This is a genomic window from Rhodococcus sp. PvR099, assembly GCF_017833315.1.
Lineage (GTDB): Bacteria > Actinomycetota > Actinomycetes > Mycobacteriales > Mycobacteriaceae > Rhodococcus_G > Rhodococcus_G oryzae.
This window is the reverse complement of sequence record NZ_JAFIBV010000001.1, coordinates 4,966,698-4,980,955: the sequence shown is the minus strand read 5'-3', so window position 1 is coordinate 4,980,955 and position 14,258 is coordinate 4,966,698. Positions and strand designations below refer to the sequence as shown.

The following is a 14,258-nucleotide window of genomic DNA, read 5'->3' as shown; positions in this document are numbered from 1 at the left end:
GTGCTCTCATGATCAGCGAAAGTAGGCGCCGAACGTTAGAGAAAGATCAGAGCAGCCCGCCGAGCGGCAGACGGGCTCACCGGGAGGGTGGCAACCGCACCGCGAAGAGCGCACCGCCGTCGGATGCGTTTGCCGCGGTGATCATCGCCCCGTGTGCTCGGGCGATCTGCTGCGCCATGGCGAGACCGAGCCCGGACCCCGCGGTGCCCCTCGAGCGCGCCGATCGGTAGAAGCGCTCGAAGACCAGACCCAGGTCCGCCTCGTCGATGCCGGGGCCGTGATCGCGCACCGTGAGGACGCCCTCCGCAAGGGCGATGTCGACCGCGCCGCCTGCCGCGCTGAACTTGGCCGCGTTGTCGACCAGGTTCGAGACGAGCTTCGCCAGCCGCGCGCGGGTTCCGTGCACGGTGTGCGCGCTGACCGAAACCCGGAAGTCGATCTCCGGCCAGTGCGCGCGGGCGGCCTCGACGACCTCCGCCACGACGTCGTCGAACGCCACGTCCTCGGCCGCGATATCCGGTTCGGATCCCTGTGCGAGGTCGACGATGTCGTCGATCAGCGTGCGCATGTCCGCGGTGCTGCGTGCCAGCGCCGCCCGCACCCTTGTCTGCTGCTCGTCGGTCAACCCGTCGCCTCTCGCCAGCAGTTCGGCGTTCGCGATGATCCCAGTCAACGGTGTCCTCAGCTCGTGCGAGGCGTCGGAGACGAGCTGACGCTGCGCGCGGAGAGCGTCGTCGAGGGCCCGCAGCATGGTGTTGATCGATTCGCCGAGCTGCGCCAGTTCGTCGGAGCCGTCCACGACGATCTCCCGACTCGGGTCGCGTTCCTTCGCGACCCACTGCGCCTCGCGGGAGAGTCGGGCGACCGGCCGGAGCGTGTAGCGCGCCACCGCGTAGCCGAGCGCAGCGCTGATCACGATGCCGACGCCGCACAGCAACGCAAGGAACCTGGCGATCCGGTCCAGCGCCCGGAATTGCTGATCGGCGCGGACGGCGACCAACAGCGCACCGCCGTCCAGCAGCGGGGTCACGTACATCCGACCGGGAAGGCCAACGAGATCGATGTTCGTCAGGAATGGATCCGACTCGCCTCTGATGACGGCGTCGACGCCCTCCGGTTCCGGCAGCACGACGGGCCGCTCGTCCACGGTCTCGAGCACCTCGAAGCACGCAGGCGAGGCGAGCGTCGCGCATTCGGTCCCATCGCCCAGGTCCTTGCCCGCGTGCAGTTGCAGCTGCAGCGCGGTCGCCTCCCGGATCAGTCCGAGATCCAGGCTCCGGTACACCTCGCGGGAGGAGATCCAGTAGGCCCCGGCCGCGCAGGCGAGCACCACCGCCGCCACGGCGAGCGACGTGACGATCGCCATGCGCGTCCGGATGGGCAGGCGGCCCCGCCTCACGGCGGCGCCAACCGATAGCCGAGGCCGCGGACGGTCTGGATGATGCGCGGCTCGCCGCCCGATTCCAGCTTCGTGCGGAGATAGCTGACGTAGACGGCCAGCGAATTGGACTGGGGTCCGAAGTCGTGCCCCCAGACCCGGTCGGTGATGACCTCCCGCGTCAGCGTCTGACCTGCATTGGCCAGCAGCAGCTCGAGCAGCGCGAACTCGGTCTGCGTGAATTCGATGCTCCGACCCGAACGGACACCGCGCCGGGTCTCCGGGTCGATCGTGAGGTCCCCGAATTCCACCGCCTCGGGGGGCGCCGCCCGGCGCAGCAGCGCCCGCACCCTGGCCGCCAGTTCATCGATGTCGAAGGGCTTCGGCAGGTAGTCGTCCGCGCCGGCGTCGAGCCCGGCGATCCTGTCGCCCACCTCGGAGCGGGCCGTCAGCACCAGGATCGGGATCCGATCGCCCTGCCCCCGCAGCAGCCGGCACACCGACAGCCCGTCGACACCCGGCATCATGACGTCGAGCACCATCGCCGCAAAGGTGTCCTGCGCGATCGCCGCCAGCGCCGCGCTCCCGTCGCCCACCGACCGCACCTCGTGTCCATCGAGTTCGAGCGCGGTCACGACGGCCTCCCGCACCGAGGGATCGTCGTCGACGACAAGGATCATCTCCCCATCGTGCCCGACATCGGTCCGCCCCGGCCACGACTGTCGCCGGTCGACCTCAGAGGAGATGGTGGTCGCGCCTGCTCACCCGCCGGGTCCGCAACCAGTACTGCCACGAGAATCCCGGCCACACAGAGTGGTTGGTTCCGTTGGCGTCGACGTACCAGCTCGAGCACCCACCCGTGCTCCAGACCGCGGTGCCCAGGCGCGCGTGCAGGTCATCGTGGAAGGCGGCCTGCGCGTCCGCGCGGACGTCGAGGGCGCTCACACGCTCGCGGTCGACCAGTTCCATCGCCCGCAGCGCGTACCGCACCTGTGACTCGATCATGAACACCACCGAGTTGTGCCCCAGCCCGGTGTTGGGCCCGGTGAGGAAGAACGCGTTGGGCAGGCCCGAGACCGAGATGCCCAGATGGGTTCGGATCCCGTCCCGCATCCACCGCTCCTGCAGGGTCACCCCGTCGCGGCCGGCGAGGGGTAGCCGGGCCAGCGAGCCGGCCACCCGGAAACCGGTCGCGTACACGATGACGTCCGCCGCGCGGGTCGTCCCGTCCGCGGTGACGATGCCGTCCGGCGTGATCTCGGCGATCCGGTCCGCGATCAGCTCCGTGCCCGGCCGGGCCACCGCCGGGAAGTAGTTGTCGGAGCGCAGTATTCGCTTGCAGCCGATCCGGTAGTCCGGGGTGAGCTTCGCCCGCAGAGCGGGGTCCGGGATCTGGCGGCGGAGGTGCCGCTCGGCCCGCCACTCCATCGGCCGGGTCAGGGCTGGGCGCCCGTTGAGGCCGATGGCAAGCAGTTCGGCGTTCCAGTAGGTCAGGCTCCTGACGAGTCCGCGGAGGACCGGTACCCGCCCGACCGCGCGCGTGAGCCGCCCGGCCTCCCGGCGCGGCAACACCCAGGGCGGCGTGCGCTGGTACAGCTGGACCGAGCCGGCCACGGCCGCGAGCTCGGGCACCATCTGGATCGCGCTCGCGCCGGTTCCGATGACCGCGACCCGCTTGCCGGTGAGGTCGACGCTGTGGTCCCATCGCGCCGAATGAAACGCGGGCCCACCGAAGGACGCGGCCCCCGGTGTCTTCGGCACCTTGGGCAGATGGAGGGCTCCGGTGCCGACCACCAGGTATTGCGCCACGAACTCCAGGCCGGTGGTGGTGAACAGGTGCCACCGCCCGTCGACCTCGTCCCAATGACCGCGCTCGACCTCGACGCCGAACTCGATCTTGTCCCGGAGGCCGTACTTGACGCTCACCTTGCGGAGGTAGCGGAGGATCTCCGGCTGCGATGCCCGGACTCCGCCCCACGCCTGCTGTTCGAAGGAATACGAGTAAAGGGCGGACGGCACGTCGCACTCGCAGCCGGGGTACGTGTTCTCCCGCCAGGTGCCGCCGACGTCCTCGGCCTTCTCGAGCACGATGAAGTCGTCATGACCCGCTCGGGTCAGGCCTGCCGCCATGCCGAGCCCGGCGAAGCCCGCCCCGATGACCACCACCCGGGTGTGCCGGACCTCTCCACGACCTGTCACTGCCTGCTTCACCGATCTCCCTGCCCTCACGTCAACTTGAACAGTGTTCAAGTTGACGTGAGGTCAGCGCAAATCGGCAGGGCTGGGTGTCAGCGGAATCTCCGCAACCGCAGACTGTTCCCCACCACGAACACCGAGGACAGCGCCATCGCCGCGCCCGCGATCATCGGGTTCAGCAGGCCGAGCGCGGCCAGCGGGATGGCCGCGACGTTGTAGGCGAACGCCCAGAACAGGTTCGCCCTGATGGTGCCGAGCGTGGCCCGCGAGAGCCGGATCGCCTGCGGCACCGAGCGCAGGTCGCCGCGCACCAGGGTCAGATCGCCCGCCTCGATCGCGGCGTCCGTCCCGGTTCCCATCGCCAGCCCGACGTCCGCGGTGGCGAGCGCCGCCGCGTCGTTCACGCCGTCGCCGACCATGGCGACGACGGCGCCGTCGCGCTGCAGGCCCGCCACATGCGCGACCTTGTCGGCGGGCAAGACCTCCGCGATCACCCGGTCGATGCCGACGCTCCGCGCCACCGCGTGCCCGACCTCGGCACGATCGCCGGTCAACAACACGGGGGTCATGCCGAGCGCCACGATCTGCGCGACCGCCTCCGCGCTGGTGGGCTTGACGGCGTCGGCGACCGTGATGGCGCCGCGAATCGCGCCGTCCCAGGCCACCGCGACGGTGGTGCGCCCGGCCGCGAACGCCGACCGCAGCTCCGCGGGGATCGGGCCGTCCGGCCGCCCGACACTGACCCGGACCCCGTCGACCAGTCCGACGACGCCGATCCCGGGGCGGTTCTCGAACTCCGTCACCGACGGCGCCGGGCCGCCCGCGACGGCGATCGACCGGGCCACCGGATGTTCCGACGCGCCCTCCACCGCGGCCGCAAGCGCCAGCACTCGATCGGGGCTCTCGCCGTGCGCCGCGACCACCTCGTCGAGCGTCATCCGGCCCGTGGTGACGGTGCCGGTCTTGTCCAGCACGACGGTGTCGATCCGCTTGGTCTGCTCGAGCACCTCGGGCCCCCTGATCAGGATTCCGAGCTGGGCGCCGCGACCTGTGCCAACCAGAAGCGCCGTGGGCGTGGCCAATCCGAGCGCACAGGGGCAGGCCACGATGAGCACCGCGACCGCGGCGGTGAAGGCCTCCGTCGCTGCGTGCCCGGTGACCAGCCAGCCCGTCAGTGTCGCCGCCGCGATGACCAGCACCACCGGGACGAACACCGCCGACACCCGGTCCGCGAGCCGCGCCACCGCGGCCTTGCCGTTCTGCGCCTCGGTGACGAGCGCGGCGATGTGGGCCAGCTGGGTGTCGGCGCCGACCCTCTCGGCTCGCACCACGAGCCGCCCGTTGGTGTTCACGGTGCCGCCGACGACGGCGTCACCGCCGGACACCTCGATCGGCACCGACTCACCGGTGACCATCGACGCGTCCACGGCCGCGGCGCCCTCGAGCACCCGCCCATCGGTGGCGATCTTCTCCCCCGGCCGCACCACGAACCGGTCCCCGACCCGCAACTCGCCCACCGGGATTCGTCGCTCGGCGTCGGCTCGCAGCACCGCCACGTCCTTGGCACCGACCTCGATCAGCGCCCGCAGCGCGGCGCCGGCGCGGCGCTTGGCCCGTGACTCCGCGCACCTGCCCGCGAGCAGGAAGACGGTGACCGCGGCGGAGACCTCGAGATAGATCTGTCCCGACGGATCGTGCGCGCCCAACCGCAGCGCGAACTCGTGGGTCATCCCGATATGCCCAGCGGTGCCGAACACCAACGCCCACACCGACCATCCGTATGCGGCGAGGGTGCCGATTGAGACGAGCGTGTCCATCGTCGAGCTGCCGTGACGGGCGTTCGTCAGCGCCGCCCGGTGGAACGGGTAACCGCCCCAGAACACCACAAGGGTGGTCAGCGCCAGCGCCACCCATTGCCAGTAGTCGAACTGAAGCGCCGGGATCATCGAGAGCGCGACGACCGGGACGGCGGCCACCGCCGAGATCGCCAGGCGCCTGCCGAGGTGATCCGGCGGCGGTTCCGCGGGTCCGGCAGCGGCGGGGCCCGCGGGGACCGACACGGCCGCGGAGTAGCCCGCAGACTCGACCGCGGACACCAGTTCGGCGGGCTGTACGCCCGCCGGATAGCGAACGTGGGCCCGCTCGGTGGCGAAATTGACGGTGGCGCGGACGCCGTCGATCTTCGCCAGCTTGCGCTCGATCCGGTTCGCGCAGGAGGCGCACGTCATCCCGCCGAGATCGAGGTCGAGCTCGCGCTCCGCGACGTCGACGGTGTCCAGCGCGTCACGACCCGCGGCGGCGGTCATGACGCCAGCTCGTAGCCCGCCTCTTCGACCGCCTCCGCGACGGCCCGCGGGTCGAGCTCGGACTCACTGGTCACGTGGACCTCCCCGCTGGCCAGGTCCACGAGCACCTCGGTGACACCGGCGATGGCGCCGACCTCCTCGGTGACCGAGGCGACGCAATGCCCGCAGGTCATGCCCGTGACGGTGTATGTGCTCTGCATCAGAATTTCTCCTACGAGCGGACGAGACGGGCGATCGCGTCCGAGGCCTCTTTGACCTTGGCGTCGGCCTCCGGGCCGCCCTTCTTGGCCGCCTCGACGACGCAGCCCGCGAGGTGCGCGTCCATCAGTTTCAGCGAGACCGACTGCAGTGCCTTCGTCGCCGCGGACACCTGGGTCAGGATGTCGATGCAGTAGCGGTCGTCGTCGACCATGCGCGAGATGCCCGCGACCTGTCCCTCGATGCGGCGAAGCCGCTTGAGGAGGTCGTCCTTCTCCGGGGAGTATCCGTTCATGCCCCTACCATACCCCCCGTGGGTACTAGCCGCCAGGGCGGGCCGCTGTTCGACCGGTCACTGCGGACCGCCGCGGTGCCGCCTCCTGACCACGTCGATCACCAACAAGCCGGCCACGATCACCAGCGCGGTCGCCGCCCCGATCCAGGTGCCCGAGTAGTGCGTGCCGGTGAACGCGGGCGCGCCGTCCATCGCGGGCGCGAAGTCCGAGGTCTGCACGCCCCTGCACCAGCACCAGACCGCGGCCGCGGTAGCGAGCACCGCCAGGACCAGCTCCAGGATCCGCGTCATCCGTTCGCTCACCGCTCACCGTCCTCCGCCTCGTCCGCCACCAGCCGCTCCAATTCGGTCCGCAACCCGTCACCGTCCCGCGCCCACGCCCGCACCACCGAACCGTCCCGCAGCCGCAGGCCGATCGCGGTACGGCGTCGCGGCACCCCGGACAGCTCCCCGAGCGACGGGGCGCTCTCCCACGGCTCCAGATCCTCGGCGAACGGATCCGCCTCGGGCAGGACCTGGGCGATATCGGCCACCCCGAGGGTCTCGGCGCCGTTGCGCAACACCGCCGGGGTGAGCAGCACGCTCGCGTGCCGCCGCGCCGCCACCACCTGAAGGGCGACCAGTCCCGCGAGCAGCACCGAGAACAGCGCCAACCCGAGCCAGTGGACACCCGAACCGATGATCGCGTCCGCGACGAGCACGACCAGGCACAGCGCGGGGCCGAGCGCGACCAGCCACCACCGTCCGCCCGGTTCCTCGAACAGGATCCGCTCGGCCGCGTCACTCACCGGCAAACCACTCCGCCGAGGACCTCAGGTAGACGAGCACGCTGGCCACCAGCGCGAGCAGCGAGACCAGCAGCGTCGGCACCTGACCCAGACCGGTCGCCAGCAGCCCGAGCTGCAGCACGAAGAACACCGCCGACAGCGCGACGACCGCCCGCCGAAAACGCGGATCCCCCGCCCTCGTCGGCCCCGCCATCAGCCCGACGCCGAGCCCGGTGAGTAGCGAGACGGCGCCGGAGCCACGCAGCAGCACGATGAACTCGTCCACGCTGTCGGGGTTTGCACCGTGCTCCACCAGCTGCTCACGTATCGCGGTGCCGGGCGACGTCAGGGCCAACAACCCGAAGAGCACCAGCAGCGCCGCACAGACCAGCCACAGCCCGTACGCGACATCGACAGGGCGAGGACGGGCCCGCGCGTCACCCATGACGGCTACTGCGCCTTCGGTCCGGGCACGAAGTACCGGTTCGACTCGCTCCGGTGCATCAGGATCACCGCACCGACGGACAGCACCGCCTGCAGGATCCCCGCCCCGCCCGCGACCATCCCGGCCACGCCGCCACCGGCGCCGAGCCCGAACAGCGCGGGGATCGCGAAGAAGACCATCGTCACGCCGATCATGGTGACCAGCATCCGGGCCCAGTTCCTGCCGCTGCGCATCTTGAACACGAACAGCAGGTACAGGCCGGTCAGCGCCAGCCCGAGCAGCGCGGTGACGCCGAGCCCGACCAGCAGCAGACCCTCGGCCGCCGAGGTGCTGATCTCCACCGTCGGATCCTGGGCGTGCACGTCCTTGATCAGCTGATCGGCAAAGGTCTTCCGATCCGCGGCCACCATCGCCAGGGTGGCGAACAGGTTCACCACACCGAGAGCGGCGACCCCGCACAGCAACTGGAAGGCGGTACCCACGTCGACGGGCGCCGCGGGTCGCTGGTCCTGCGCGGCGGGGCCGGTCGGGGGCGCTGGCGGCCATGGGGCGGTCATGACACCACCGTAACCATCACAACCGGGCTGCGAACTCGGCGGCCCAGTAGGTCAGCACGATGTCCGCACCCGCGCGGCGGATGCCGAGCAGCGACTCCAGCACAGCGGCGTCGCGGTCGATCCAGCCGTTCTGCGCGGCGGCGGTGATCATCGAGTACTCACCCGAGATCTGGTAGGCCGCAACGGGAACCGTGGACATGTCGGCGACCTCCCGCAGCACGTCGAGGTACGACATGGCCGGCTTCACCATCACCATGTCCGCGCCCTCGTCCAGGTCCAGGTCGACCTCGCGCAGCGACTCGCGCCGGTTGGCGGCGTCCTGCTGGTAGGTGCGGCGATCCCCGGACAGCGACGACCCGACGGCCTCGCGGAAGGGGCCGTAGAAGGCGGACGCGTACTTGGCGGAGTACGCCAGGATGCCCGTCTGCTGATGGCCCGCGTCGTCGAGACCCTCGCGGATCGCGGCGATCTGTCCGTCCATCATTCCGCTTGGCCCGAGCAGGTGCGCCCCGGACTCGGCCTGCGCAACCGCCATGTCGACGTAGCGGGTCAGTGTCGCGTCGTTGTCGACCCGACCGTCCGCCGCGAGCACCCCGCAGTGGCCGTGATCGGTGAACTCGTCGAGGCAGGTGTCCGCCATGATCACGGTGGAGTCGCCGAGCTCGGCGCGGAGCACGCGCAGGGCCCGGTTCAGGATGCCGTCGGGATCGGTCGCACCCGAACCGTTGGCGTCCTTGTCCTCGGTCCTGGGGACGCCGAAGAGCATCAGCCCGCCGACACCCGCCTCGACCGCCTCGGCGGCGGCGCGGGTCAGTGAGTCGAGGGTGTGCTGGAAGACGCCGGGCATCGAACTGATCTCGCGCGGCTCGCCGATGCCGTCCGCGACGAACATCGGCAGCACCAGATGCCGTGGTTCCAGCGAGGTCTCGGCGACAAGGCGACGCAGCGCCGGGGTGGCGCGCAGGCGTCGGGGACGTTCGGCGGGAAAGATGGATGCCCTCCTTCGTCGGCTGTGAGCGGTTGGCGAGTCCCTGGACTCGTCAACCGCTCACGGGCGCGTCAGCGCCTACGGGACTTCTTGCGCGGGGGCGGCAGCGCACCCTCGGCACGCAGCCGGGCGGCGTGCTCGGCGAGCGCCTCCACCAGGGGGCCGACCTGAGCGGTCTCGGGCTGCACGTCGACCCGGAGGCCGAACTCGATCGCGGTCTCCGCGGTCTTCGGCCCGATGCACGCCACCAGCGTGCGGGCGTGCGGCTTGCCGGCGATGCCGACCAGGTTGCGCACGGTCGAGGACGAGGTGAAGCAGACCGCGTCGAACCCACCGGTCTTGATCATCTCGCGGGTCTCGGCCGGCGGCGGCGCCGCCCGGACGGTGCGGTAGGCCGTGACGTCGTCGATCTCCCAGCCGCGCTGGCGTAGGCCCTCGGCCAGGGTCTCGGTGGCGATGTCGGCGCGGGGCAGCAGCACCCGGTTGACCGGATCGAAGACGTCGTCGTACGGCGCGAACTCGGCCAGCAGACCCTCGCTGGACTGCTCACCGGACGGCACCAACTCGGGGTTGATACCGAACGAGCGCACCTTGTCCGCGGTGGCCTCGCCGACGCAGGCGATCTTGACGCCGGAGAACGCGCGGGCATCGAGCCCGAACTCCTCGAACTTCTCCCAGACCGCGCGCACCGCGTTGGTGGAGGTGAAGACCACCCACTGGTAGCGGCCGTCGACCAGGCCCTTGACCGAGCGCTCCATCTGCGCGGGGCTGCGCGGCGGCTCGACCGCGATCGTGGGCACCTCGATGGGGATGGCGCCGTGCGTGACGAGGCGATCGCTCATCTCGCTGGCCTGCTCCTTGGTGCGCGGCACCAGGACGGTCCAGCCGTACAGGGCGCGCGACTCCCACCAGGACATCTTGCTGCGCTGGCTGACCACCTTGCCGACGGTCACGATCAGCGAACCGACCAGCTCGGAGCCTGCCTCGTTCAGCGTCGCGAGGGTGGCCTCGACGGTGCGCTGCTGGCAGGTGGTGCCTCGGACGGTGATCGCGGCGGGCGTCTGCGGGGCCAGGCCGTTCTCGACCAGCTCGCTCGCGGTCTCCGCGAGGTGGCCCGCGGTGGCGTGCAGCACCAGCGGTCCCGGCGCCGCGGCCAGCGCGGCCCAGTCGACCTCGCCGCGGACGTCGACCTCGGTGTGACCGGAGCCCAGCGGCATGCCCGCGTAGCTCGGCACCGCGGATCCGGCGGGCAGGCCCGGCAGGATCTCGAACTGCACCTGGGTCCGCGCCACCGCGGTGACCTCGGCGATCACCGAATCGGTTGTGAGTGGGTCGCCGGAGACCAGACGGACCACGTCGTGCCCGTTCTTGGCCTCGGCCACCAGGGTCTTGGCGACCTCGGCCGGCTCGCCGAGCGCGGGGCGCACCTCGAACGGCGGGTTCTCGGGGTCGATCTCCTCACCCTTGACCAGCAGTCCGGTGCCGACCAGCGCGGTCACGCCCTTGTCGACGTCGGGATCCGTGAACGCCAGGGTGGCGGCCGCGAGGACGTCGCGCGCCCGGACGGTGAGCAACGCCGGGTCGCCCGGGCCGGCGCCCACGAACAGGATCCGTCCGGGGGTGTTCTTGCGGACTCGGCTCATCGGTTGTTCTCCAGTGCGTTCATGTGTCTAGCAATGTCAGGGACATGGGAATGGGCGCGCGGTTTCGATGAGCGCGCCGACGGCAATGGCTCACTCATCGGTCGGTCCGCCCTCCGGATCGCTTTCGGTCGCCTTGCCCATCAGGGCGCGGGCGCCCAGGTCGAGCAGTTCGCGGGCCACCTCGCGACCGAGTTCCTCGGCGCGATCCGGCGGTCCGACGGTCGAGGCCCTGATCGAATCGGAGCCGTCCAGCGCGGCCGCACAGCCGCGCACCGACAGCTCGTCGAACACCCGGCCGTCGTCGTCGATGGACTCCACGATCTCCGCGATCGTGCCGACCGGGGCCGTGCATCCGGCCTCGAGCTCGGCCAGCAGCGCGCGCTCCGCCGTGACGGCGGCGCGGGCGCTCGCGTCGTCCAGCTCGGCGAGGATGGCGATCAGCGCGGTGTCACCCGCGCGGCATTCGACGGCCAGCGCGCCCTGCGCTGGGGCGGGCAGCATCTGCACCGGCTCCAGCGACTCGGTGATCACGTCGAGCCTGCCGATCCGCGAGAGCCCCGCCCGCGCGACGACGACCGCGTCGAGCTCGCCGTTGGCGACCTTGCCGATCCTGGTGTCGAGGTTGCCGCGCAACGGCTGGATGTCCAGGCCGAGGCCGAGGGCCCGCAGCTGGGCGATGCGCCGCGGCGCGGAGGTTCCGATCCGGGAGCCGGCAGGCAGCTCACCGAGCACCATCCCGTCGCGCGCCACCAGCGCATCGCGCGGATCCTCGCGTTCTGGCACGGCGGCGATGACCACGCGCTCGTCGGGCGCGGTTGGCAGGTCCTTGAAGGAGTGCACGGCGATGTCGACGTGCCCGGCGGCGAGCTCCTCGCGCAGCGCGGCGGTGAACACGCCGACGCCGATCTTCTCGACCGGTCCGGAGAACTGGTCGCCCGCGGTCTTGACGATCACCAGCTCGGCGGGGTGGCCCGCGGCGATCAGCGCGTCCCGGACGGTGCCGGCCTGAGTGGTGGCCAGCAGGCTGCCCCTCGTGCCGATGCGCAGGGTGGCCGTGGGGGCCTGCTCCGCGGTGGTGTCCCTGGTGGATGCGGCGGTTGCACTCATGACTGCATCCCCTTCCATACGTCCATCGCCTCGGCCTCGTGGCCTGCCGTGAAATCGTCCGCGAGCTCGACCGCGCGGATCTCCATCGGCGTCGCGACGGCCTCGACGGACCCGGGGGTCAGCTCGAACAGCTCACGCAGCGCGGCCGCGTAGGAGTCGCCGCCTGGGGCGCTGGCCAGCTGCTTGACCCGGACGGTCGGCGCGTGCAGCAGCTTGTCGACGACGCGGCGCACGGTGCGCGCGACCTCGTCGCGTTGCGGATCCTCGAGCCCGGGCAGGCGCGAGTCCAGCCGCAGCAGCTCGGCCTCCACCACGTCGGCGGCGCGTTGACGGAGGGCGGTCACGGTCGGGGTGACCTCGGCCAGACGCTGTCCGGCCAGGTAGGTGGCCAGCTCGCCTGCGACGATCTCGCGGGCCGCCTCGGTGTCCGCGGCGGCCGCGCCAGCCGCCGGATCGCGCTGCAGGGCCGCCATGTCGAAGATGCTCACGCCGGGCAGTCCGGCGATCGCGGGCTCCACGTCGCGGGGCAGCCCCAGGTCGCAGATCACCAGCGGTCGCTGCGCGGAGTCCCGCTTCGCCAGCGCGAGGTGCGCGTCGGCGAGGGTGACCACCGCACCGACCGCGCCGGTACAGGTCACCATCACGTCCGCCTCGGCCAGCGCGGACGGCAGGTCGGCCAGGTCGACGGTCGTGCCGTCCACCCCGGCGGCCCGCACGGTCTCGGCGAGGCGCTCGGCCCGCTCCCTGGTGCGGTTGGCGACGATGACGCGGCCGATCCCGGCCCGCGTCAGGTGCGCGACGGACAGGCCGCCCATCGAGCCCGCGCCAACCACGACGGCGGTACGCCCGGCGAGCCCGTCACCGAGCAGGTCCGAGGCGCGGTCGAGGGCGACCGACACCACCGAGGCGCCCGCGCGGTCGATCCCGGTCTCGGAGTGCACCCGCTTGCCGACCCGCAGCGCCTGCTGAGCCAGCTCGTGCAGCACCCGGCCCGCGGCCTGCTGGTTGTCGGAGATCGCGTAGGCGGTCCGGATCTGGCCGAGGATCTGCTGCTCGCCGACGACCATCGAGTCGAGGCCGCTGGCCACCGCGAACAGGTGCTCGGCCGCCGCCTCGCTGTAGCGCACGTATGCGTGCTTGGTCAGGTCCGGCAGCTCCATGCCGGAGTGCCCGGCGAGCAACTCGCCCACGTCGGAAAGCGCGCCGTGGAAGGCGTCCACCACCGCATAGATCTCCACCCGGTTACAGGAGGAGACGATCATGACCTCCGAGACATGGTCCGAGCTCATCATCTTGTCGATCAGCTTCGGCCGATCGGTGTCGCCGATGGCGACCCGCTCGAGGACGGAGACGGGAGCGCTGCGATGCGAGATCCCGACCAGGAGAACACTCACGGTGCCATCACCGATCCATTCGTTGTCGAACCAGAGCCTGACGAAGCCGAGCGTGCCGTGCGGAGCCCCACCGCCGCCGAGGCCGCAGCGGGCTCGGTTTCGGCGTTGCGGGCGCTGTGGAAGGACAGCACCTGCATCTCCACGGCGAGATCCACTCGGCGGATCTCGACGTGTTTCGGGACATCGAGCGGCGAGGCCGCAAAGCTCAGGATGCAGCGCACACCGGCATTCACCAGCAGGTCGCACACCTCCTGGGCAGATTCGTCCGGGGTCGCGATGACCCCGATGGTGGCGTCCAGCTCGCGGCACGCGGCCTCGAGCTCGGCGACGTCGCGAACGGTCAGCGCGTCGACGGTACTGCCGATCCGGTCGGGATTTCGGTCGAACAGGCCGACCATCGTGAATCCGCGACGGCCGAACCCGCCGTAACGGGCCAGGGCCTGCCCCAGGCTGCCGACGCCGACCAGCACCACCTGGTGGCCGCGGTCCAGTCCGAGCGCGGCCTCGATCCGGGCGCGCAGCTTGGTGACGTCGTATCCGACGCCGCGGACCCCGTTCGGGCCGAGGAACGAGAGGTCCTTGCGCAGCTTCGCGGAGCCGACACCGGCCGCGGTCGCGAGTTCCTCGCTGGAGACGATGAGCGTGCCGTCGTCGGCCATCACACCGAGCACCCGCAGATAGGTGGCGAGCCGGGTGACGGTGGCCTGCGGCAGGTCCCGCACCGTTGTGTCCGCGCGGGCGACGTCGGTTCCGGAACGAGACGCGTTCTCAGCCCCTGCGACGCCACGGGCAGAGAACCCATGCGGCTGGTGCTGTTCGGTCACGTTGGTGGCTCCTCGTCCGGCCATGCACATGGCCGGTTCTCACGCTGATCCGGGGGGACTGTTCACACCACGGTAACTGCTTGTGAACCCATGCACAAAGTCGCCGGATTCCGGATTCACCCGCTGCGACCTGCGCGGCGTCCGGATGCGAGGGGTGTCA

Annotated in this window: 15 protein-coding genes; all 15 read right to left on the bottom strand. The window is 71.2% G+C overall.

Annotated features, from left to right (window positions below):
• Window positions 1–76: 76 nt before the first annotated feature.
• The gene (locus JOE46_RS23170) at window positions 77–1,366 is read right to left on the bottom strand and encodes a HAMP domain-containing sensor histidine kinase (RefSeq protein WP_097210278.1); all 1,290 of its coding nucleotides are present in this window, start codon (window positions 1,364–1,366) and stop codon (window positions 77–79) included.
• Window positions 1,367–1,395: 29 nt separating this feature from the next.
• Window positions 1,396–2,058 carry a response regulator transcription factor gene (locus JOE46_RS23165; RefSeq protein WP_097210277.1) on the bottom strand — a complete coding sequence of 221 codons (663 nt, stop codon included), beginning with the start codon at window positions 2,056–2,058 and terminating at the stop codon, window positions 1,396–1,398.
• Between the two features lie 55 nt (window positions 2,059–2,113).
• Window positions 2,114–3,589 carry an NAD(P)/FAD-dependent oxidoreductase gene (locus JOE46_RS23160; protein WP_257017043.1) on the bottom strand — a complete coding sequence of 492 codons (1,476 nt, stop codon included), beginning with the start codon at window positions 3,587–3,589 and terminating at the stop codon, window positions 2,114–2,116.
• Between the two features lie 77 nt (window positions 3,590–3,666).
• A complete protein-coding gene (locus tag JOE46_RS23155) occupies window positions 3,667–5,880 on the bottom strand; it encodes a cation-translocating P-type ATPase (protein WP_209928625.1) in 2,214 nt (737 codons plus the stop codon).
• Window positions 5,877–6,080, bottom strand: coding sequence for a cation transporter (locus JOE46_RS23150; RefSeq protein ID WP_209928624.1), 204 nt, complete (start codon window positions 6,078–6,080; stop codon window positions 5,877–5,879). Before JOE46_RS23150 ends, JOE46_RS23155 begins: the two co-directional genes overlap by 4 nt.
• Window positions 6,081–6,091: 11 nt before the next feature.
• Window positions 6,092–6,373 carry a metal-sensitive transcriptional regulator gene (locus JOE46_RS23145; protein WP_072842629.1) on the bottom strand — a complete coding sequence of 94 codons (282 nt, stop codon included), beginning with the start codon at window positions 6,371–6,373 and terminating at the stop codon, window positions 6,092–6,094.
• Window positions 6,374–6,430: 57 nt separating this feature from the next.
• On the bottom strand, window positions 6,431–6,676 hold the full coding sequence (locus tag JOE46_RS23140; RefSeq protein WP_257017042.1) for a hypothetical protein: 246 nt from the start codon (window positions 6,674–6,676) through the stop codon (window positions 6,431–6,433).
• On the bottom strand, window positions 6,673–7,161 hold the full coding sequence (locus JOE46_RS23135) for a hypothetical protein (protein WP_097210273.1): 489 nt from the start codon (window positions 7,159–7,161) through the stop codon (window positions 6,673–6,675). Before JOE46_RS23135 ends, JOE46_RS23140 begins: the two co-directional genes overlap by 4 nt.
• A complete protein-coding gene (locus JOE46_RS23130; protein ID WP_097210272.1) occupies window positions 7,154–7,585 on the bottom strand; it encodes a hypothetical protein in 432 nt (143 codons plus the stop codon). Before JOE46_RS23130 ends, JOE46_RS23135 begins: the two co-directional genes overlap by 8 nt.
• Window positions 7,586–7,590: 5 nt before the next feature.
• Window positions 7,591–8,142, bottom strand: coding sequence for a hypothetical protein (locus JOE46_RS23125; protein WP_245221150.1), 552 nt, complete (start codon window positions 8,140–8,142; stop codon window positions 7,591–7,593).
• Window positions 8,143–8,158: 16 nt separating this feature from the next.
• A complete protein-coding gene (gene hemB / locus JOE46_RS23120; protein ID WP_209929236.1) occupies window positions 8,159–9,133 on the bottom strand; it encodes a porphobilinogen synthase in 975 nt (324 codons plus the stop codon).
• A 68-nt stretch (window positions 9,134–9,201) separates the two neighbouring features.
• Window positions 9,202–10,773: a bifunctional uroporphyrinogen-III C-methyltransferase/uroporphyrinogen-III synthase gene (locus JOE46_RS23115; RefSeq protein ID WP_097210271.1), complete on the bottom strand. Its 1,572-nt coding sequence runs from the start codon at window positions 10,771–10,773 to the stop codon at window positions 9,202–9,204.
• 90 nt (window positions 10,774–10,863) lie between these two features.
• A complete protein-coding gene (gene hemC / locus JOE46_RS23110; RefSeq protein WP_209928622.1) occupies window positions 10,864–11,880 on the bottom strand; it encodes a hydroxymethylbilane synthase in 1,017 nt (338 codons plus the stop codon).
• Entirely contained in the window at window positions 11,877–13,274 is a 1,398-nt protein-coding gene (locus JOE46_RS23105) for a glutamyl-tRNA reductase (RefSeq protein WP_209928621.1), read from the bottom strand. The genes hemC and JOE46_RS23105 overlap by 4 nt, the downstream gene beginning before the upstream one ends.
• The gene (locus JOE46_RS23100) at window positions 13,271–14,098 is read right to left on the bottom strand and encodes a redox-sensing transcriptional repressor Rex (protein WP_373560219.1); all 828 of its coding nucleotides are present in this window, start codon (window positions 14,096–14,098) and stop codon (window positions 13,271–13,273) included. The genes JOE46_RS23105 and JOE46_RS23100 overlap by 4 nt, the downstream gene beginning before the upstream one ends.
• Window positions 14,099–14,258: the final 160 nt, after the last annotated feature.